Origin of the sequence: Promicromonospora sp. NPDC050249, assembly GCF_040656015.1 — a bacterium.
Lineage (GTDB): Bacteria > Actinomycetota > Actinomycetes > Actinomycetales > Cellulomonadaceae > Promicromonospora.
Map to the genome: position 1 here is coordinate 34,324 of NZ_JBFAKY010000011.1, position 19,602 is coordinate 53,925.

The following is a 19,602-nucleotide window of genomic DNA, read 5'->3' on the forward strand; positions in this document are numbered from 1 at the left end:
AGGAATCATGGGTTCTTGGGCCCGATGCGGACTACGTGTTCGGCGATACGGGCAACCATGAGCTCCCCGTACAGCTCGTTCGCGTGGATGCGGTCGGCCTCGCCCTCTTCCCGCACGTTCTCGAACTCGGGTCGCAGGAAGCCGTCGGCGTCGGCCGCTTCGACGGGAGGCTCGATCAGCGCGAGATCTCGGTCGGCGAGCCAATCGCGCCACACTTCCCGCGAGAGCGAGTCAAGATGCTGCAGGAGTTCGGGTCGGTAGCCGTCCTCGGTCATGGCTGGGTGATTGCGTCGAGGCGGTGGCCCGGAGATCGCGAAGGCGGGAATGCCGAGAACGGCGAGCCGTTCGTAGACCATCCGTGTGCCTCGGTGATCCCATTCGAGCATGGCTCTGATCGCGTCGTCCGTCATGGGGGTAAGTCCGCCCCGCGCCAGGTGAGTCGGCGCGAAGGTCCGCCACATCGCGTCACGGTAGAGCCGCCGCGAGGTGTTTGCGACGTTGCAGAAGCCCCACGGGCTCGTCGCGGGGACCGTCTTCTCACCGGTCCATTCGGCAAGGTCCTGCTGGAAGCGTTGGTCGGTGAACGTGAGCGACCCCTGATCGACAGCGCCGAAGATGCCCGGTGTGAGCAGGTCCTTCGTGATGCCGGTGAAGAAGATCTCGGCGTCACCAACCGCGAAGTGGCGTGGTGCGACCCGCTTGGCGTTGAGGTGTCTCGCACGGCCGGCGACGGACTGTCGGGCCGCGCCGACGAGGCAGATGACGTGGGAGTTGCCCGCAATATATGCCGTCATCGTCCAAAAGCCTCCAGGATCAGCTCGTCGCAGACGACGTCGTCCGCAGTTCGCTCAGGCCTCGTCGGGGCTGCGGCCGTATCCGCTTCTCGAACAGGTTTCGGCTCGCCGGCGTCGCCGTGCGCCGAAAAGAAGACATCCATCACCTGTGCAACGCCTGCGGCGGAGACCGACCGCAGGTTGGGCTCGTAAGCCAGGGCTCGCATCGGATGCGAGGAGACGAGTTCGTAGGAGGGGAAGTAGTCGACGAAGTCGTACGTGTCGTACAGCTCGCTGCACACAGCACGAAGGATCGACTTCGAAGCGACCGTGGCGGGGAGAACGTGGTGACCAGACGCCGTAGCGGTCAGTGGAACCGGTGACACCGTGATCAGGAATCGCATTGCCGGGTTGATCGACCGCGCGTAGGCGATGAAGGTCTCAAAGTCCTCGAGTACCTGTCGAAACGTGAAGTTGACGAATCGGTGCTTTGTCTCGTCGAAATCGCCGTGGACCGTGCCCGGGCACGTCGGGTAGATCGTCCCGTCCTCCAGGTTCTCCCACGCCTCGGTGAGTCCGAACGTGAAGACGAAGAGGTCGGTCCGGGCGAGGAGCGAGTTCACGGCTCTCAGGTGTGCGTCGCGGTGGATGCGAAGCTCCTCGAGGCTCGAGTACCCACGGGGCTCGATCGAAGGTCGGTAAGGGTCATAGAAACGCTTGCCGTCGGTCCAGTACTCGTCGACGGGTGTGTGCTCGCCGCGCGCACGCGCGAAGGTCTGCACGAGCTGCCGCGCGCTGTAGATGTTCCCGTATCGAGCGGAGTAGATCCCGAAGCCGAACTTGCTGTGTGCCTCCTCGGGTAGGGATGCAGGGGCCGGCTCGACGTCGATGAAACCGTAGCCCCGACTCTTGAACTGCCTGCCGATGTGCTGAGCGAAGCAGCTTCCGGCTGCGGTGATCCGAGTCGTTCGTGCGATGTCGAAGCGCGGAATGTACACGTCCGCGAGCTCCATCGGGTTGCGCTGCGCAACCGCCTGCTTCCAGAAGGCGCGACTTGGAAGCTCCTGATAGGGGTGCATGTCAACTTTCTTCCGGGGAATCAGTAAGAGTGCTTGCGCGTGAAGACGTCATTCACGCTCTCCTTGTCGAACGGTTCGCCGAGCCACTCGAAGAGCCCCTTGAGTGTGTCGGGGTCGGCGACATAGTCGTTGTAGTGCACCCGGTGGGTGCGCTTCGGATAGGCGGCCTCCAGCTCGTTGAACTGAGCTTCCGCGCGCTCGAGGATGGCGGCGCCGTTCTCCCGCTCCTTCCACCACTTGCTCGCCAGCACGTCGGCGTGGTCACGGGTGTTGATGACGAACCGTGCCCGGGGGAAGAGGCGGACCAGGAAGTCCGCGTAAGGGCGCCAGTTGGAGTGCACCCAGCGGATCTCCTTGAAGCCCGTCACGCGGGTTCCTGCCGGAGGCTGCAGCAGCGAGGCCAGCACGAGTGAGCGCAGGAGAGCGAGGGTCGTCTCGGGCGAGAACTGGTTGATCCCGAACCAGGGGTGCGACGGCGTGTCCGGAGACTTCTTCTTCGGGTCCGTGTGCTCGCGGCTCGCCTTGTCGAGCGTGTTGAAGTACGCGAACAGGCTGTACAGGGAGTCGCCGTTCTCGCCGCGGATCACGTAGCCGGGGATCGAGTTGAGGACCCCCTGCAGCAGGGTCGAACCGGATCGTCCGTACGTGACGATGAAGACGCAACCGAGAGGGTCGCGTGCGGCGGCTGAGTCGTACACGGTTCTACTTTCCTTCGGCGGTGTACTGCTTGACGAGGCGCCTGACGTCGTGCCATCTCGGCAGCTTGCGGCCGAGCAGCTCCTCCATGAACCGGATGTCGTCGGCGTAGAGCGCATGGAGCGCGGCGATCTCCTGGGCGGTGATCGGGCTCTGCTTCTTGAACTGCGGGAGCCAGCCGACGTTACCGACCTTCGCCTTGGGCTTGAGGGACTCCCAGAACTCCGGCGCGTCGTCGACCCGCAGGGTGCTGAGCGCCTCCTGCAGGTAGACGCGCGGACGCTCGACGAGGTCGTCGAAGACAAGCACCCGCAGGCGTTCCGGGCCGAGCGTGCCGGCCCAGGCCTCGTAGTGCCGCCGGTAGAAGCCGCGGTCGACGATCCCCAGCCGGGCCGGGGTCTGGAAGATCCCGGCGCCCAGCTCGATCTCGGCGTTCGAGAAGTGCCGCCAGTACGCCGAGATCGCTCGTTCGACGGGGTTGCGCAAGCTGAGCAGGACGGGAGCGTCCGGGTCCAGCATGTCCCGGATCGCGGCAGCCGTGTCGTGCTTCCGTGGCGGGGAGAACTCGCTCCGGGGGTCGGCCACCCAGAAGTAACCGGGTGAGCGGTGGCCCCGCAGCGGCTTTCCGCCGTCCGCGAAGGGCTCGAGGAACTTCTGGATCTCCTCGTCCTTGGTGAGCCGCGCGGGCCGGCTGAAGAACGGAGCGGCGTCCTTGGCCACGTCGACCTGCGGATGACGGCTGAGCTGGTGCTGCAGCCACTGCGTCCCGCCCTGCTGGGTGCCCGCGATGAGGAAGTTCGGACCGCCCTCCAGACGCCGCAGCGGGGCGACGGAGCCCTGTGCGCCCTCCCCAGCACCGGCCACCCGCTCCTGGACGGTGACGCGCTCAGGTAGGGCAGCGCCCGGCGCCGCCGCCGGAGCCGTGCCACCGGCGTCCTGCTGCACCGGCAGGTCCGCGGTCATCGTCCGGGTCGCGCCCGTCCCCCAGATCACCCGGCCCTCGGCGCCCGTGAGCTGCCGCACGATGTTCAGGTACACGTTCTCCGCGTAGTGGAACGGCGCGTCGCCCCACGGATGGGTGGCGCTGGACACGACCTCGGACGGGTCCAGCGAGATCACCTGTCTGGCCAGTGTCTGCGCCGCGAACTGTGCGTACGACTGGAACACCGGGTTCGCGTCCCGGGCCGAGACGCCGAAGGAGTCCGGCGTCTTCTCTCCGGTCTCGGACCGCTCCGCCCACGGGATGTCCAGCAGCACCACATTGGCCTGCGGCATGTAGTGCCGCAGGCGTTCCCCGATGTAGCTGATCGCCGTCTGCCAGTACTCGAAGTGCTGCTGCGTGCCGAACGCGAGGTACTGGGACCCCTGGGGCAGGTACTGCTCGGAGCCGGACTGGATGAGCTCCAGCGAGCGGGTGACCACCGAGCCGTCGGGCAGCAGGTAGGCGCCAAGGCGCTCGTCGACCAGGTCGACCAGCACGAGGTCGGTGCCGGCAGCGGCCGAGGCGATCTGCGGCCGCAGGCTCGACGCGAAGTCACCGGAGAGCATCCGCTGCTGGAACTGCGACTCGAGGGTCGGTGGCGCCATGAGCTCGACCGGGCGGGTGTACGCGCTCAGCGCCGACTGGCGTGCCACGTACGCGACGAGCTCGAACTGCTCGGGATCCAGATGTTCGAACGTGTCCCGCGACACGCACGAGCCGTAGATGAAGACCCTGGTCTTGCTCTTGCTCATACCCCACCCTCTGCTGGAACTGCCTCTGCCGAGACAGTGCTGAACTGCTCGTCCACCAGGTCGAAGTCGGGCAGCACGTCGGGCAGCACCGGCGCGAGCACGCGCGCCGTCGCGTCAAGCACCCGCTTGGCGCTGTGCCCGTCCCCGTACGGGTTGACGGCCTGCGCCATGGCTGCGTAGGCGGCCTCGTTCGTCAGCAGCCGGTTCACCTCTGCCACCACACGCTCCTCGGCGGTACCGATCAGGCGGGCCGTGCCTGCCTCGACGGCCTCGGGGCGCTCGGTGTTGTCCCGCATCACCAGCACCGGCTTGCCGAGGCTCGGCGCCTCCTCCTGGAGCCCGCCGGAATCGGTGAGCACCAGCGTGGAGAGCGACAGCAGATGGGTGAACTCGCCGTAGCCCAGCGGCTCGGTCACCGTGACGTTCGACAGCCCGGCGAGGTGCGGCAGCACGGCGTCACGCACCACGGGGTTGCGGTGCACGGGCAGCACCACCTCGACGTCGGGGAACCGTCCGGCGATCCGCGCCAGAGCCCGGCCGACGCCCTCCATGGCGTCGCCCCAGTTCTCCCGGCGATGGGTGGTCACCAGCACCACCCGGCGGCCCGACGACGCCACCCGCGCGACCGCCGGGTCCGTGAACGCCGTCCGGCGCTGCACCGCGAGGTACAGGGCGTCGATGACCGTGTTGCCCGTCACCACGATGTTCTCCAGCTGGACGCCCTCTGCCACGAGGTTGGCGAGGCTCCGCAGGGTCGGCGCCAGGTGCAGCGCGGCGATCTGCGAGGTGATCTTGCGGTTCGCCTCCTCCGGGAACGGCGACATGATGTCGCCGCTGCGCAGGCCCGCCTCCAGGTGCACCACCGGGATCTGCCGGTAGAACGCGGCGAGCGCGGCGGCCGCCGACGTCGACGTGTCGCCCTGGACGATGACGGCGTCGGGCCGGTGCTCCGCGAGGATCGGGTCGAGCCGGCTCATGACGCGGGCGAAGATCTGACCGAGCGTCTGGCCGTGGCTCATGATGTCGAGGTCGTGGTCCGGCACGATGCCGAAGACCTCGTTGACCTGGTCGAGCATCTCCCGGTGCTGGCCGGTGACGACCGTCAGCGAGTCGAACCGGTCGTCGGCCTCGAGGGCAGCGATGACCGGGGCGACCTTGATGGCCTCCGGACGCGTCCCGTAGACGGTCATGACGAGGGGCCGGTTCACAGGTCGCCCGCCTCTGCCTGGAGCGCCGCGATACGCGCCGCCCTGGCCTTCGCCTGCTTGGCGTCGCGCCCCCTGGGGCGGGCATGCCGCTCGCGTACCGGTCCCTTGGCCGGCTCGGGCGTGTCGAACCGCACCTCTGTCTCCCGTCGTTCGGCGAAGGCTTCTTCGAGGATCTGCTTGGCGTCGTCCGGCTTGTCCTTCGCGTGGGCCCACGCCCACTTGCGGTACCGGACCGCGACGTCCTGGGCCTCGCCGTCGAGCACGAGGCGGCCGTGGTGCAGCCAGATGGCGCGGGTGCACGACTCCTCGATGGTCTGTGCGGCGTGGCTCACGAGGAACACCGTCCCCGCTTCCTTCCGTAGGCGCTCCATGCGGACCTCGCTGCGTTCCTTGAACGCGGCGTCACCGGTGGCAAGGGCCTCGTCGATGAGCAGGATGTGGGGGCGTGCCGCCGTCGCGATGGCGAAGCGCAGGCGTGCCGCCATACCCGAGGAGTAGGTGCGCATGGGCAGGTAGATGGACTTGCCGAGGCCGGCGAGCTCGATGACGTCGGGGATGGCGGCCTGCGCCTCTGCGGGGGACAGGCCCATCGCCAGGCAGCCGAGCCGCACGTTCTCCTCGCCGGGCAGGTCGGGGACCAGCGCGGCGTTCACGCCGATGAGCACCGGCGTGCTCTCGGCCAGCACCTGGCCCTTCGTGGGCTTCTCCAGGCCCGCGATGATCCGCAGGAGCGTGCTCTTGCCGGAGCCGTTCTGGCCGACGATGCCTATCTGCTCGCCGGAGTTGGCGACGAACGAGATGTCGGTCAGCGCGCGCACCGTCACCTTGGGCTCCTGGCCCAGGGCGTTGAGCACCGTCCGCTTGAGCCTGGCGCGGCGGCCGCTGGAGGTGTCCGTCGACGGCGTCCGGTAGAACATGCGCAGGCCCTGGACGGCGACTGTCGGCCACAGCACGGGGGTGCTCCCGGACCGTGGCGCGACGGCGGCGATCTGACCGGTGTGCGGCGGGGCCTGCACCGACATCGGGATCGCCCCCGTCAGCGGGCGCTGTACCGGCAGCGGCATCGATGCGGGGCGGCCCTGGCTGAGCTGCGGCGGCATCGGGTAGTCGAGGTCAGCGGCCATAGCTCTCCTCCGCCTGCCAGAAGCTGATGAACCCGATCAGCAGCATGCCGACGGCCCAGCCGCCGAGCCACACCCAGCGCATCGGGTCGGGTGTGGTGGCGTACAGGACGCAGTCCCGCACGATGTCCAGCACGATGAACATCGGGTTGGTCTCGAGCACCATCTGTATGTCGGGCCGGTCCTCGAGGAGGGTGTCGAACGAGAAGAACACCGCGGACGCGTACAGCCAGATCCGCATCGACATCCGGATGAGGTTCGCGACGTCGGGCAGCGCGGCCGCCCACCGGGCCACCAGGAGCGCGAGCCCGGTCGTGAAGATGACCTGCAGGACCAGGGCCGCGGGCACCAGGGCGAGGCGCCAGGTGTACTCCTCGACCGGGGGGATGAAGTGGATCAGCGCGGCGAGCACCACGAGCGTGGGGCCCAGGTTGAGCAGGTTGCGCAGCACCACCGAGATCGGCAGCGCCGCCCGCGGGAACGTGAACGCACGGATCAGGTTCTTGCCTGTTTGTACGGAGCGCGCCCCACCGTTGATCGATGCGGTGGTGAACTGGAACAGGAACACGCCGATCAGCAGGTATCCCAGGAAGTTCTCGATGCCCCGCGCGTTCTTCATCAGCAGGCCGAACACCAGGTAGTACACGGCACCGTTGATCAGCGGGTCCAGGATCAGCCAGGCCTGGCCCAGCAGGCTCTGCCGCGTGCCGCTGGTGACCTTGGCCCGCGCGTCCGCCCACAGGAAGTGCCGACGTGCCCACAGCAGGCGCACGTACTGCCCCAGCGGGGGCCTGGCGCCGACGCGGGACAGGTTGCCGAGCGTCACGAGCTTGGTGGTCGTCGGCGACGCGTCGAACAGGGCCGCGTACGACCCGGTCTCCGGGCCCGAGCTCATGCCTTGACCCCCAGACACTCCCGGTAGATCCCCAGATACGTCTCCGCGTTCCTCACCCATGTCCTCTCGGCGGCCACCGCCCGGCCCAGCTCGACGAGCTCGGCACGCCGTCCGGCGTCGTCCAGGAGGGTAGCGACCACATCGGCCCAGCCCGCCAGATCGTCCGCGCCGACGTGCAGCCCCGCGCCGCCCACGGCCTCCACCAGCGCGGGCAGCGCGCTGGCGACCACCGGGCGGCCCACTGCCATCGCCTCAACGGGCTTGAGCGGGGTCACCAGGCGCGTGACCTCGTGGTCGTGGCGCGGTACCAGCACGACGTCGAGCGCGGCCAGCCAGGTCTGCGCCACACCGGGCGGTACCCGTCCAGGGAGCACCACGTGGTCGGCGACGCCCAGCTCGTCCGCGAGGCGCGCCAGCCCGGGCCGCGAGACGCCGTCGCCCACCAGCACGCCCGTGACGTCGTGCCCGCGGGCGCGCAGCGTGGCCACCGTGCGGACCACCGTCTCCAGACCCTCGTAGTCGACGAGGCTGCTCACCGTCCCGATCGCCGGCCCGGCCGGCAGGCCGAGCGCGGCCCGCGCCGCCTCCGGCGACGGGTGCTGGGCGGCGAGAAGGCTGTCCGGTACGGCGTTCGGCACCACGGTGATGTGGTCGGCGGGGACGCCGCGCGCCACCAGCGCGTCGCGCATGGTTCCGCTGAGCGTCACCACGGCGTCGGCCGCGAGCGCGAGCTCGGTCTCCTTGGCCTGCATCAGCGCCCGGCGGCGGGACGACGCCGCCCGGGCGCGCGCCGCGGGCGTGCCGTGCGACGCCACCCAGGTCTCCTCGGGCAGCCCGCGCACCTCGTAGACCCACGGGATCCCGAGCCGCCGCGCGGCGGCACGCGCCAGGCTCCCGTTGGTCGACGGCGTGGTGGTGTGCAGGACGTCCGCGCCCGCGTCCCGCGCGGCCTCGGTGAGCAGGTCCGTCTCCTGCGCGATCCGGCGCGCGACGTCGGACGCCACGCGGTCCGGGACCAGACGGCGGTAGGTGACGCCGTCGACGACGTCGGTCCCGCGGGCCGTGAGCGACCCGATGGTCAACGGGTAGCCGGGGCGGGTGGTCGCGACCGCCGGCGTCCCCGCGGCGCGCTGCGCCATCAGGATCGCGTGCGAGCGGAGCGTGTAGCCGCTCTGCGTGTGCGGCAGGGAGTTGGTCAGGTGGTGCAGCACGGTGATGCCGCCAGGGCCCGGTGGCGCCGGCGCGGCGCCGGATGCCTGGTTGTCTCCGTCGTCCAGGGGCTCCGGCTGCAGCACGGCCAGCTGGGCGCGGAGGCCGGCGGGTGCGTCCGGTCCGATGGAGTCGGCGTCGCCCAGCAGCCAGGCCGCCCGGTAGTGCGCGGGTCCGGCCCCGTCGACGTCGTCGAGCAGCTCAGGCCTGCCCACCGCGACGGCTACCTCCGCCGCGACCCGGCGGCCGCGGCCGCCGTGCCGTTCCAGCAGCTGCTCCGCCTCGTCCGCCGCGCGTGCCGTGTCGCCGGCCAGCATCCGCCCCAGCGCGTGCGGGGCCGACGGCGACGGCGCGAACCCGAGGGCGCGCACCAGGGGACGGCGCAGCGGCTCCGGAGCCCGCCGGGCCGCCTGGACGGCGAGCCACAGCGGGTCCTCGACGAGCGTGCGCGCCACGAACGACGCGGTGAAACGAAGATGGCGCGCGAGCTCGCCCGCGCGCTGGAACGGCAGCGCCATCAGACCCGGGCCCCCCGGTCGAGCGGGGCGTCCGGCACCGGGCTCGGGAACAGGGCGGCGAGGAGCTCGGCGTACCGGTGGCCCAGCACCCCGTCGCTCGCGTGCTCGGCGACCCAGGCCACGGCGTCGGCCGACGCCGCGGGCACCACGCCGTCGGACAGCCAGCCGCACCACAGGTCGGCGAGGCCCTCGACGTCGCCGGGGCGCACGACGGCGCCCGCACCGTTCAGCGTGACCAGGTTCGCCGCCTCGCCGGCCAGGCTCGCCGAGGCGAGGACGCCGGACGCCATCACCTCGTACAGCTTGGACGGGACCGTCCACTCGAACGGCTCCCAGTCCCGCAGGGACACGACGACGGTGTCCGCCCACGCGTACAGCTCGCGCACCTGGGTGGACGGCACCGACGGCTCGACGCGTACCGGCGCGCCCAGCTCGGCCGCCAGGCGCCGGAGCGGCTCCAGCTCGTTGCCGTGCCCGACGATGCGGACGTCCAGCGCGTGACCGCGCTCCTGGACCAGGGCGGCGGCGCGCACGGCGACGTCGAGCCCTTGCGACCGGCCGACGGTGCCCGCGTAGACGACCCGCAGCGGGCGGCCGGCAAGGCGCACCGGAGCGTTCCCCCGCACCGGTTCGAAGGCCGTCCCGTTGCGGACCACCGCCACGTTGCGGACGCCACGTGCGCGCAGGATCTCGGCGAAGGCGGCGGTGGTCGTGACCACGAGATCCGCCCGGGTCTGGAGGCGCGTGACGGTGCGGTGCACCACGCGCGCCACGAGATCACGGAGGCGACGGCGCAGGCCGCCGGGCCGGTCCCGGCGCAGGAGGATGCCACTGGGCTGGATGAGGTCCGGCCAGGCGTCCCGCATCTCGACGACGAACCGGGCCCGGTGCCAGCGGGCGAGCGCCCAGCCGGCGACGACGCTCGGGATCCCGGGGACCGTCGCGATCACCACGGCGGGCCGGCCGGCGGCGGGCCGGATGCCGTACAGGACGGAGCTGATCGCGGCGACCGTCTGGTCCGCGGCCCGGGAACCGAGCCCATGAGAATGCTCGCGAAAATTCACCCGGATGATCTTCTCGCCGTGGGTGCCCGTCTGCACGGAACCAGGCAGGTATGAAGGTGAAGAGTGGGTGATCTTTCCCGACGGGTAGTGTGGCGGAGGCGTCAGGACGGTCATCGGAAAACCCGCGGTGACCAGGTGTTCCGTGAGTGCTCCCCAGCGTCGCTGCGGGGCTCCCGTCTCCGGTGCGAAATGGTGTGTGACCAGGAGGATCGAGCGGTCCTGCGGCTGTTTCGCTGCAGCGTTCACTGCGACTCCCCTCACTGTTCGGTGCCACCTGGGCGGGCACCGAGATTCACCCCTGAAACGACGCTCCGGTTGCGGGCCAGGCTCAAGAGTAGTAGTCGCGTTCGCCACTATGATCAACATCTATGGCCGCACCTGATCGAATGAGCGATCTTCTCGCCCCGCCCAACCCGGTGGACGGCGATCTCCGTCACGCCCGGCGCGCACCTCGGAGCCGCGGATTCGTCGCCGGCCTGGTGGTCGGTGCTCTGCTGCTCGTGGGCGGGGGAGGTGTCGCGGCCTACTACGCGTACCGGATGTCGCTCGACGACAACCTGGAGCGGATCGAGGACCCGTTCGCCGACGTCGATCCCTCGACGCGGCCCAGCGCTCCCGCGGTCGAGGGCCCGACCGCACCGGTGAACATCCTGGTGCTCGGCTCCGACAGCCGGATCTCCGCCGGCGACCCGACCCAATGGGAAGCCGGTGCGCAGCGCACCGACGCGATCATGCTCGTGCACCTGGCAGCGGACCGGAAGTCGGCGGCGGCGATCTCCATCCCCCGTGACTCCTGGGTACCCATCCCCGGCTACGGCGAGGCCAAGATCAACGCCGCGTTCTCCTACGGCGGCCCTGCCCTCATGATCCAGACGGTCGAGAACCTGACGGGCGTCCGGATCGACCACTTCGCGGTGACCGACTTCGAGTCGTTCGAGGCTCTGACCGACTCCCTGGACGGCGTCGAGATCACGGTGCCCGACGGCAACGGCGGCTCCGTCCGGCAGGCGATGACCGGCGAGGAAGCACTTGAGTTCGCGCGTGAGCGGTACGCGCTGGCGAACGGCGACTTCGGCCGCGTGCAGCGGCAGCAGGCCTGGATGCGGGCGATCGTGGCCAAGGCGAAGAACAGCATGAGCGAGCCCCTGAAGATGGCCAACTTCCTCGAGGCCATCACCAGCTCGGTGGCCGTCGACGAGGGCCTCACGATCGACAAGATCCAGGATCTCGTCATGGGCGCCCAGAGCATGGGTACCAACGACATCACGTTCATGACCGCGCCGTACTCGGGTACCGGGCGCAGCGCCGACGGGCAGTCCATCGTCGTGCTCGACCGGGCGGTGTTCGACCCGCTCATGCAGGCGGTGGCCAAGGACGAGGTGCCGGAGTTCGTGGAGGCCAACCCGGACGCCATGGACGTGCTTCCTGCGGTGGTGCAATAGGACCCGTCCGACCCGTCCCGGGACGCCGAAGTAGAGCGCCTGTCCCCGTTCCCCTCGAGGCTCGCCTCACGCGGAACGGGGACAGGCGCTCTACTTCGGCAGTCGCCGCTCGGGTCAGAGGCCCAGCGCCGCCGCTCGGACGTCCGCCTGGACCCGGGCCAGGCGGTCGCGCGCGGCCACCCGCGCCGCGGACAGGGTGTTGGCCGAGGCGTCCGGATCGACCGGCGACACCACCTCGATGTAGCACTTGACCTTGGGCTCGGTGCCGCTGGGCCGCACGATCACGCGGGTGTCGTCGGCCGTCAGGAGCACCACGCCGTCGGTGGGCGGCAGGCCGTCGAGGCCTTCCGCGAGGTCGCGCACCGAGTCCACCGGCGAACCCGCCAGGACGGACGGCGGCGACGTGCGGAGCGCCGCCATCGTCGACTCGATCAGCGCGAGGTCCTCGAACCGGGCCGACACCTGACCGGTGACGTGCAGCCCGCAGGCGCGGGCGACGTCGTCGAGGCGGTCCAGGAGCGTGCGGCCCTCTGCCGCGAGGCGGTTGGCCAGCTGGGCGACGGCGATCGCCGCCGAGAGCCCGTCCTTGTCCCGCACATGCTCGGGGTCGACGCAGTAGCCCAGGGCCTCCTCGTACCCGAACACGAGGTCCGGGGTGCGCGAGATCCACTTGAAGCCGGTGAGCGTCGTGGCGTGCGCCAGGCCGTGCCGGGCGGCGATCGCCGCCAGCGCGCGCGACGACACGATCGAGCAGGCCAGCGTGCCGCCGGTACCCGCACGGGCCGCACGCTCGGCCGCGTCCCAGCCGAGCAGCATGCCCACCTCGTCCCCGTGCAGCATCCGCCAGCCCTGCGAGGACGCGGTCTCCGCACCCTGGTACGTCCCGTACTGCGGGTCGAGGACGGCGACGGCGCAGCGGTCGGCGTCCGGGTCGTTCGCGATGACGAGCTGCGCGTGGGCGTCCTGGGCGAGGGCGAGCGCCATGTCGATGGCGCCGGGCTCCTCCGGGTTGGGGAACGCCACGGTGGGGAAGTCCGGGTCGGGCTCGGCCTGCTCCTCCACCGGTACGACGTCGGTGAAGCCGGCCTCGGCCAGCGCCCGCGCGAGAGCCACGCCGCCCACCCCGTGCAGCGACGTGGTGACGATACGGAGCTTGTTGCGCGGCTCGCCGTCGTGCAGGGTGGCCACCGCTGCGTGGTAGTCCTCGGTGATCTCGCGGCCGAGCACGGTCCAGCCGGACTCGGCGCGCGGCACGTCCTTGGCGGCGCGCACGAGCGCGATCTCACCGGCGATCAGGGCGTCGTACGGCGGGACGATCTGCGCGCCCTGACCGGCGTCGGTGACGACGCGACCGCCGAGGTACACCTTGTAGCCGTTGTCGGCGGCCGGGTTGTGGCTCGCGGTGACCATGACGCCGGCGTCCGCGGACAGGTGCCGCACCGCGAACGCGAGGACGGGCGTGGGGCCCGGTGCGGGCATGAGCAGCACCTCGGCGCCGGCGGCGACCAGCACCGCCGCGGTGTCGCGCGCGAACTCGGCCGAGCGGTGCCGGGCGTCGAACCCGACCACGACACGCGGGGTGCCGTGGCCGAACTCCTTGGTGAGGAAGGCGGCGAGGCCTGCGGCGGCGGTGATCACCACCGCGCGGTTCATCCGGTTCGGGCCGGCGGCCATGGCGCCGCGCAGGCCGGCCGTGCCGAACTGCAGCAGGCCCGAGAACCGGTCGGCGAGCTCGGCGACGGCCAGCTCGCCCACGTTGGCATCGGTGGTGCGGGCGACCAGGTTGCGCAGCTCGGCGACGTCGGCCGCTTCGACGTCGGCGGCCATCCAGGCCTCGGCGCGCGCGACGAGATCGGGCACGGAGAGCGCCTCGGTGGTGGGCAGGTTGGTGGTCACGGGCGTCAGATCTGCTTGATCACCCGAGCGAGCAGGTCGCTGATCCGCGGCCCGGCTTCCCGGCCCGCCTCCAGCACCTCCTCGTGCGAGAGCGGGTGGGGGCTGATCCCGGCCGCGAGGTTCGTGGCCAGCGAGATACCGAGCACGTCCATGCGGCAGTGCCGGGCGGCGATGGCCTCCAGCGCCGTCGACATGCCGACGAGGTCGGCGCCCATCAGGGAGGCCATCTTGACCTCGGCGGGCGTCTCGTACTGCGGGCCGTGGAACTGCGCGTACACGCCCTCGGGCAGGTCCGGGTCCACGCTGCGGGCCACGTCGCGCAGGCGCGGCGTGTACACGTCGGTCATGTCGGCGAACTTGGCGCCCACGAGCGGTGTCTGCCCGGTGAGGTTCAGGTGGTCCTTGATGAGGACGGGCTGGCCGGGGCGCCAACCGATGTGCACGCTGCCGCAGCCGTTCGTGAGGATCAGGGTCTCGCAGCCGGCGGCCGCGGCGGTGCGGACGCCGTGCACCACGCGACGGGGCCCGAGGCCCTCGTAGAGGTGCGTGCGGGAGCCGAGGACGAGCGCGTGCCGTACCGCGCCGTCGGGCCGCTCGAAGCGGATGGACCGCGTGGTGGCCAGGTGGCCCTTGACCGCGGGCTTGAGGAAGCCGGGGATCTCGGCGGTGGGGATCTCGGCGACGACGTCACCGATCAGCTCGGCCGCACCGCCCCAGCCGGAGCCGAGGACGAGCGCGATGTCGTGCCCTGGCACCCCCGTCTTGGCCGCGATGTATTCCGCGGCCGCCGCAGCGACGTCGAACGGGTCGGTCGTCGGGTCGTCAAGATCCAGGTCCGTGCTCATGGTCCGAGGTTAACGCCACTTTCACCGTGGCACGCGCCCACGACCCCCGGCGAATCCGCCACAGCCGTGGACGATGCGAGAATGAGATCGTGACCCCCCTCGATCCCACAGCTGTCCCGCCCCATGTCGTCGTCGTGGGAGGTGGGCCCGGCGGCTACGAGGCTGCGCTCGTCGCACGCAGCCACGGCGCCCAGGTCACCGTGGTCGAGCAGCAGGGCATGGGCGGTGCGGCGGTCCTGACCGACGTCGTCCCCTCCAAGACCCTCATCGCCACCGCCGAGTGGATGACGATCGCGGACCGCGCCCCGGAGCTCGGCATCCGCATGCCCGACGACGTGGTGGACCCGCTGTCCGACGTCAACGTCTCGCTGGCGACCGGCGGCATCCCCGTGGTGTCCGCGTACGCGGCTCCCGCACCGGCGCAGGCGCTGGGCGGCGCGGGCGTACAGGCGGCCGCGTCAGCTGCCGGGACGGCCGAGGAGAAGCGCAAGCACTTCGTGGACCTGCAGGCCGTGAACAAGCGCGTGCTCGCGCTCGCGCGGGCGCAGAGCGCCGACATCCGCGGCCGGCTGGAGCGCGAGGGCATCCGGATCGTGCACGGCAAGGGCCGCCTGGACGGGCCGGCGCGCGTGGTCGCGGAGCAGGCCGACGGCACCACGGAGGTGCTCGAGGCGGACTCGATCCTCCTCGCCCTCGGCGCGACCCCGCGCACGCTGCCCACCGCGGTGCCGGACGGCGAGCGCATCCTCACCTGGACCCAGATGTACAACCTGCGCGAGCTGCCCGAGCGGCTGATCGTCGTGGGCTCCGGTGTGACGGGCGCCGAGTTCGCGGGCGCGTACAACGCGCTCGGGTCGGACGTGGTGCTCGTCTCCAGCCGCGACCGGGTGCTGCCCGGCGAGGACGAGGACGCCGCCGAGCTGCTCGAGGGCGTGTTCCGCTCGCGAGGCATGACCGTGCTGTCCCGCTCGCGCGCCGCCGGCGCCGTGCGGACGGACGACGGCGTCGAGGTGACGCTGTCCGACGGTCGCGTGGTGCACGGCTCGCACGTGCTCGTGGCGGTCGGCGGGGTGCCCTCGACGTCGGGCCTCGGGCTCGAGGAGGCGGGGGTGCGGCTCTCGGAGTCGGGGCACGTCGTCGTGGACCGGGTCTCGCGCACCTCCGTGCGTGGTGTCTACGCCTCCGGGGACTGCACGGGCGTGCTGCCGCTCGCCTCGGTGGCCGCGATGCAGGGTCGGATCGCCGTCGCGCACGCCCTGGGCGACGCCGTCCAGCCGCTCGCGCTGCGCACCGTCGCGTCCAACATCTTCACCGCGCCCGAGATCGCCACCGTCGGCTACAGCGAGGAGAAGCTGCGCGCGCAGAACTCCAAGTTCATCACCACGACGCTGCCGCTCGCGCGCAACCCGCGCGCCAAGATGCTCGGCATCAGGGACGGGTTCGTGAAGCTCTTCGCGCACCCCGAGGCGGGCGTGGTGCTGGGCGGCGTCGTGGTGGCGCCGCGTGCGTCCGAGCTGATCTTCCCGATCACGCTGGCCGTGCAGCACCGGCTGACGGTCGAGAACGTGGCCTCCGCGTTCACGATCTACCCGTCGCTGTCGGGCTCGATCGCCGAGGGCGCCCGGGTCCTGGACGCGCGGGTAGGCAAGTAGGTCTCAGGCTCTGCTTGTCCGTCGCCTGAGCCTGCGGTTCCGCTCCGGCTCAGGCGACGGAGGCGTCGAGGATGATGCGGCCGTCCTCGATCTTCACGTGCGAGACCGTCAGGCCAGGGACCTTGGCCTCGAGCAGGCGCTCGACGTCGACCGCGATCCGCGCGTCCGGCTGCACGTCCACGACGCCCGGCGGCAGACCCTGCTTCGCGACCTCGTTCTCGATCGGCGCGGCGGCGAGGCTGAGCAGCCGGTGCGCCGGCAGGCCGGCGGCGTTCACCTCGACGGTGAGCGTCGCGACGCCGCGCTCGAAGGATGCCAGCTTGACGTCGGCCCGCACGATCGGCGCGATCTTCACGGCCAGCTTGAGCGGGCCCGGTAGGTCGTCCAGCCGGCGCAGGTCCGCGACCACGCGGATCACGTCTCCGTCGCCGACGACGGAGGTGATGATGGGCGGGGCCTGCTTGGCGATCCTCGCCAGGCCGAGCACCTCTTCGGGCGCGATCCGGATATGCACGAATCGACCTTAACCCAGCATCGTGAGCAGCCGCGGCAGGGCCTCGCCGAACGCAGGGAGCAGCGTCAGCGAGCCGAGGTCCGCCAGGGCGACCCAGCGGACCTCGAGGCTCTCCGGATCGGCCGCGCGCGGCTCGATGCGGTACCCGGGGGCGACGTCGGCGACGACCGTCGTGTACGTCCAGGCCGGGTGCTCCAGCACGTGCGTGCCGACGACGTGCACGGCGGCCGGGTCGATCGCCGCCTCCTCGGCGGCCTCGCGCAGGGCGCCGGCCGCCGGCTTCTCGTCCGGCGCCAGCGCGCCGCCGGGGATGCCCCAGGTACCGCCCATGTGCGACCACAGGGCTCGGTGCTGGAGCACCACGTCCGACGGCGCCCCGTCGGCGTCCCGGCGGACGAGCAGCAGCCCGGCCGCCCCGAACAGACCCCAGTGCCGGTGGTCCCCGCAGGTCACCCAGCCGTCCCCGCCATGCCGGTGCAGGTCGGTCGGGGGTACGGTCGCGTTCGGCACTGCGTCAGTCTGACAGGTCTGGGCGGTGCGTGTCAGCGATTCCTCCTGCGGTCAGGAGGCGACACCCTCGACGACGACGTTGCCGTCCTCGAAACGGAAGTCCGTCACCTCGGCGAACGAGCCGCGCATCAGGGCGCGCACGTCGAGGGAGATGGTGCCGTCCTTGCGGAGCTGCACGGCGTTCTCCGGCAGCCCGTTCTTGCGGGCCATCTTCGCGATGGTCCCGGAAGCGAGCGGGAGCAGCTTCGTGGCGGGCAGGCCGGCGGCGTCGGCGTCGACCTGCAGCACCGCGATGTTCTCGTGGAACGACGTGATCCGGGCCGAGCCGTGCATGACCGGGACGGCCTTGGCCGCGATCTTGACGGGCAACGGGGCATAGGTCAGGCGGCGCAGGTCACCGGTCAGCGAGATGACCCCTTCGTCGCAGGTCAGGTCACTGACGAACGACGGAAGCGTCTTGCGCGGGCGGACAAGGGCGATGGCCTCTTCGGGGCTCAGTACTACGACGTGTGTCACGTCGCAGAACTTAGCCGATCGCAAGGGACCTTCTGGCCGCGGTCCGGAGGCAAACCGACCCGCTGAGCCGTTTTCACCCGCCTGCTTCGAGAATTCACCCGGCAGGCGCGGTGGAATCCGGGCCTCAGTCGACGATCTCGCAGATGGGAGCACCCGCCGACACGCCGGCGCCGGGCTCGGCAGTCAGGGATCGCACGGTCCCCGCGCGGTGCGCCAGGATCGGCTGCTCCATCTTCATGGCCTCCAGCACGACGATGAGGTCGCCCTCGGCCACCGTCGCGCCGTCCTCGACGGCCACCTTGACGATGGTGCCCTGCATGGGCGATGCCAGCGTGTTCCCAGCGGTCCCCGACGTCTTGGCTCCGGGGGCCCGCCGGGCAGGACGACGGGCGGCGTTCGCGGTACGTGCTCGACCGGCGGCGACCCCCAGACCGGCGGGCAGCACGACCTCGAGGCGACGTCCGCCCACCTCGACGACGACGCGCTCGGCGGCAACCTCTTCCTCCTCGTCCTCCGGCGCGGCCGCGGGCTTGGCCGGCGCGAGGGTCTTGAGGGTGTCGGCGAACTCCGTCTCGATCCAGCGGGTGTGCACCCGGAACGGCGAGCCGTCGGCGGGGACGAACGCGTCGGCCTCGAGGACGGCCTTGTGGAACGGGACCACCGTGGGGATGCCCTCGACGACGAGCTCGCGCAGTGCACGGCGGGCTCGCTCGACGGCCTGGGTGCGCGTGGCCCCCGTGACGATGAGCTTGGCGATCATGGAGTCGAACGCGCCGGAGACCGAGTCGCCGGCGACGACGCCGGTGTCGACGCGTACGCCCGGGCCGGTCGGCCACGCGATCGTGTTCAGGCGGCCCGGCGCCGGCAGGAAGCCCTTCGCCGGGTCCTCACCGTTGATGCGGAACTCGATGGAGTGCCCGCGCACCACCGGGGAGTGGTAGCCGAGCGCCTCGCCGGCCGCGATACGCAGCTGCTCGCGCACCAGGTCGATGCCCGTGACCTCCTCGGTCACCGGGTGCTCGACCTGGAGGCGTGTGTTCACCTCGAGGAACGAGATGGTGCCGTCGACCCCGACGAGAAACTCGCACGTGCCCGCGCCGACGTAGCCGGCTTCCCGCAGGATGGCCTCCGACGCCGCGTACAGGGACTTCTCCTGCTCCGGCGTGAGGAACGGCGCGGGCGCCTCCTCGACCAGCTTCTGGTGGCGGCGCTGCAGGGAGCAGTCCCGGGTCGACACCACGACGACGTTGCCGTGGGTGTCGGCGAGGCACTGGGTCTCGACGTGGCGCGGCTTGTCCAGGTAGCGCTCCACGAAGCACTCGCCCCGGCCGAACGCGGCGACCGCCTCGCGGACCGCCGAGTCGAACATCTCGTCGATCTCGTCGAACGTTCGCGCGACCTTCAGGCCGCGGCCGCCGCCGCCGAACGCCGCCTTGATGGCGATGGGCAGCCCGAACTGCTCGGCGAAGGCCTTGACCTCGCTGCTGTCCTTGACCGGGTCCGGCGTGCCGGGGACCAGGGGGGCGCCCGCGCGCTGCGCGATGTGCCGCGCGCTCACCTTGTCGCCGAGCGACCTGATGGCGGACGGCGGCGGGCCGATCCAGGTCAGCCCGGCATCGATGACCGCCTGGGCGAACTCGGCGTTCTCCGACAGGAAGCCGTAGCCGGGGTGCACGGCGTCGGCGCCGGAGCGGCGGGCGACGTCGAGCAGCTTGGCCGGGTCGAGGTACGTGTCCGCGGCGCGGGCACCACCCAGCGCGAACGCCTCGTCGGCGAGGCGGACGTGCAGTGACTCGCGGTCCTGGTCGGCGTAGACGGCGACGGACGTCAGCCCCGCGTCGGCGCATCCACGGGCCACGCGGACGGCGATCTCACCGCGGTTGGCGATGAGCACCTTCGAGATGGTTCGGGGCAGGCTGGTACTGGGCAC

General features: G+C 71.1%; 17 protein-coding genes. 2 read left to right on the plus strand and 15 right to left on the minus strand.

The genetic code is table 11. The features are described from left to right. Positions 1–5: 5 nt before the first annotated feature. Genes AB0I32_RS11105 through AB0I32_RS11145 form a run of 9 tightly spaced genes read right to left on the minus strand, consistent with a single transcriptional unit; the run spans position 6 to position 10,663 of the window. Positions 6–794 (minus strand): hypothetical protein, encoded by a 789-nt coding sequence (locus AB0I32_RS11105; protein ID WP_357505789.1) that lies wholly within the window; start codon positions 792–794, stop codon positions 6–8. Continuing rightward, the gene (locus AB0I32_RS11110) at positions 791–1,852 is read right to left on the minus strand and encodes a GSCFA domain-containing protein (protein ID WP_357505791.1); all 1,062 of its coding nucleotides are present in this window, start codon (positions 1,850–1,852) and stop codon (positions 791–793) included. The genes AB0I32_RS11105 and AB0I32_RS11110 overlap by 4 nt, the downstream gene beginning before the upstream one ends. A 20-nt stretch (positions 1,853–1,872) precedes the next feature. Beyond that, positions 1,873–2,550 carry a sulfotransferase gene (locus AB0I32_RS11115; RefSeq protein WP_357505793.1) on the minus strand — a complete coding sequence of 226 codons (678 nt, stop codon included), beginning with the start codon at positions 2,548–2,550 and terminating at the stop codon, positions 1,873–1,875. Positions 2,551–2,554: 4 nt separating this feature from the next. Continuing rightward, a complete protein-coding gene (locus tag AB0I32_RS11120; protein WP_357505794.1) occupies positions 2,555–4,282 on the minus strand; it encodes a DUF6270 domain-containing protein in 1,728 nt (575 codons plus the stop codon). After that, entirely contained in the window at positions 4,279–5,472 is a 1,194-nt protein-coding gene (gene wecB / locus AB0I32_RS11125; RefSeq protein WP_357506000.1) for a UDP-N-acetylglucosamine 2-epimerase (non-hydrolyzing), read from the minus strand. Before wecB ends, AB0I32_RS11120 begins: the two co-directional genes overlap by 4 nt. A gap of 14 nt (positions 5,473–5,486) precedes the next feature. Then, positions 5,487–6,614 (minus strand): ABC transporter ATP-binding protein, encoded by a 1,128-nt coding sequence (locus AB0I32_RS11130; RefSeq protein ID WP_357505796.1) that lies wholly within the window; start codon positions 6,612–6,614, stop codon positions 5,487–5,489. Beyond that, positions 6,604–7,506, minus strand: coding sequence for an ABC transporter permease (locus AB0I32_RS11135; RefSeq protein ID WP_357505798.1), 903 nt, complete (start codon positions 7,504–7,506; stop codon positions 6,604–6,606). Before AB0I32_RS11135 ends, AB0I32_RS11130 begins: the two co-directional genes overlap by 11 nt. Next, positions 7,503–9,233, minus strand: a complete 1,731-nt coding sequence (locus AB0I32_RS11140; protein ID WP_357505800.1) for a glycosyltransferase family 4 protein — start codon at positions 9,231–9,233, stop codon at positions 7,503–7,505. The genes AB0I32_RS11135 and AB0I32_RS11140 overlap by 4 nt, the downstream gene beginning before the upstream one ends. Next, on the minus strand, positions 9,233–10,663 hold the full coding sequence (locus AB0I32_RS11145; protein WP_357505802.1) for a glycosyltransferase family 4 protein: 1,431 nt from the start codon (positions 10,661–10,663) through the stop codon (positions 9,233–9,235). Before AB0I32_RS11145 ends, AB0I32_RS11140 begins: the two co-directional genes overlap by 1 nt. A gap of 20 nt (positions 10,664–10,683) precedes the next feature. Here AB0I32_RS11145 and AB0I32_RS11150 point away from each other — a divergent pair, with 20 nt between their 5' ends. Continuing rightward, complete coding sequence (locus tag AB0I32_RS11150) at positions 10,684–11,739, plus strand: LCP family protein (RefSeq protein WP_357505804.1); 1,056 nt, start codon at positions 10,684–10,686, stop codon at positions 11,737–11,739. A 114-nt stretch (positions 11,740–11,853) separates the two neighbouring features. Here AB0I32_RS11150 and AB0I32_RS11155 read toward each other — a convergent pair whose 3' ends face one another. Beyond that, positions 11,854–13,566 carry a phospho-sugar mutase gene (locus AB0I32_RS11155; protein WP_357506002.1) on the minus strand — a complete coding sequence of 571 codons (1,713 nt, stop codon included), beginning with the start codon at positions 13,564–13,566 and terminating at the stop codon, positions 11,854–11,856. Between the two features lie 74 nt (positions 13,567–13,640). Continuing rightward, the gene (locus AB0I32_RS11160; RefSeq protein WP_357505806.1) at positions 13,641–14,480 is read right to left on the minus strand and encodes a purine-nucleoside phosphorylase; all 840 of its coding nucleotides are present in this window, start codon (positions 14,478–14,480) and stop codon (positions 13,641–13,643) included. An 89-nt stretch (positions 14,481–14,569) separates the two neighbouring features. Between AB0I32_RS11160 and AB0I32_RS11165 the strand changes: the two genes are divergently transcribed. Then, the gene (locus AB0I32_RS11165) at positions 14,570–16,132 is read left to right on the plus strand and encodes an NAD(P)H-quinone dehydrogenase (protein ID WP_357505808.1); all 1,563 of its coding nucleotides are present in this window, start codon (positions 14,570–14,572) and stop codon (positions 16,130–16,132) included. A gap of 49 nt (positions 16,133–16,181) precedes the next feature. On the opposite strand, the gene AB0I32_RS11170 is transcribed toward AB0I32_RS11165, so the two are convergent. The 4 genes from AB0I32_RS11170 to AB0I32_RS11185 all read right to left on the minus strand — a co-directional run bounded on the left by AB0I32_RS11170 (position 16,182) and on the right by AB0I32_RS11185 (position 19,602). Then, on the minus strand, positions 16,182–16,646 hold the full coding sequence (locus AB0I32_RS11170) for a hypothetical protein (RefSeq protein WP_357505810.1): 465 nt from the start codon (positions 16,644–16,646) through the stop codon (positions 16,182–16,184). Between the two features lie 9 nt (positions 16,647–16,655). Continuing rightward, positions 16,656–17,156 (minus strand): NUDIX domain-containing protein, encoded by a 501-nt coding sequence (locus AB0I32_RS11175; RefSeq protein ID WP_357505812.1) that lies wholly within the window; start codon positions 17,154–17,156, stop codon positions 16,656–16,658. Between the two features lie 51 nt (positions 17,157–17,207). After that, entirely contained in the window at positions 17,208–17,672 is a 465-nt protein-coding gene (locus AB0I32_RS11180) for a hypothetical protein (protein ID WP_357505814.1), read from the minus strand. 124 nt (positions 17,673–17,796) lie between these two features. After that, a complete protein-coding gene (locus tag AB0I32_RS11185) occupies positions 17,797–19,602 on the minus strand; it encodes a biotin carboxylase N-terminal domain-containing protein (protein ID WP_357505815.1) in 1,806 nt (601 codons plus the stop codon).

What these genes read in the sequence shown, in the direction of transcription:
- AB0I32_RS11105 (WP_357505789.1), bottom strand. Translation starts at nt 794, where the DNA reads ATGACGGCATATATTGCGGGCAACTCCCACGTCATCTGCCTCGTCGGC.
- AB0I32_RS11110 (WP_357505791.1), bottom strand. Translation starts at nt 1,852, where the DNA reads ATGCACCCCTATCAGGAGCTTCCAAGTCGCGCCTTCTGGAAGCAGGCG.
- AB0I32_RS11120 (WP_357505794.1), bottom strand. Translation starts at nt 4,282, where the DNA reads ATGAGCAAGAGCAAGACCAGGGTCTTCATCTACGGCTCGTGCGTGTCG.
- wecB (WP_357506000.1), bottom strand. Translation starts at nt 5,472, where the DNA reads ATGACCGTCTACGGGACGCGTCCGGAGGCCATCAAGGTCGCCCCGGTC.
- AB0I32_RS11130 (WP_357505796.1), bottom strand. Translation starts at nt 6,614, where the DNA reads ATGGCCGCTGACCTCGACTACCCGATGCCGCCGCAGCTCAGCCAGGGC.
- AB0I32_RS11135 (WP_357505798.1), bottom strand. Translation starts at nt 7,506, where the DNA reads ATGAGCTCGGGCCCGGAGACCGGGTCGTACGCGGCCCTGTTCGACGCG.
- AB0I32_RS11140 (WP_357505800.1), bottom strand. Translation starts at nt 9,233, where the DNA reads ATGGCGCTGCCGTTCCAGCGCGCGGGCGAGCTCGCGCGCCATCTTCGT.
- AB0I32_RS11145 (WP_357505802.1), bottom strand. Translation starts at nt 10,663, where the DNA reads ATGTTGATCATAGTGGCGAACGCGACTACTACTCTTGAGCCTGGCCCG.
- AB0I32_RS11150 (WP_357505804.1), top strand. Translation starts at nt 10,684, where the DNA reads ATGAGCGATCTTCTCGCCCCGCCCAACCCGGTGGACGGCGATCTCCGT.
- AB0I32_RS11155 (WP_357506002.1), bottom strand. Translation starts at nt 13,566, where the DNA reads ATGGCCGCCGACGTCGAAGCGGCCGACGTCGCCGAGCTGCGCAACCTG.
- AB0I32_RS11160 (WP_357505806.1), bottom strand. Translation starts at nt 14,480, where the DNA reads ATGAGCACGGACCTGGATCTTGACGACCCGACGACCGACCCGTTCGAC.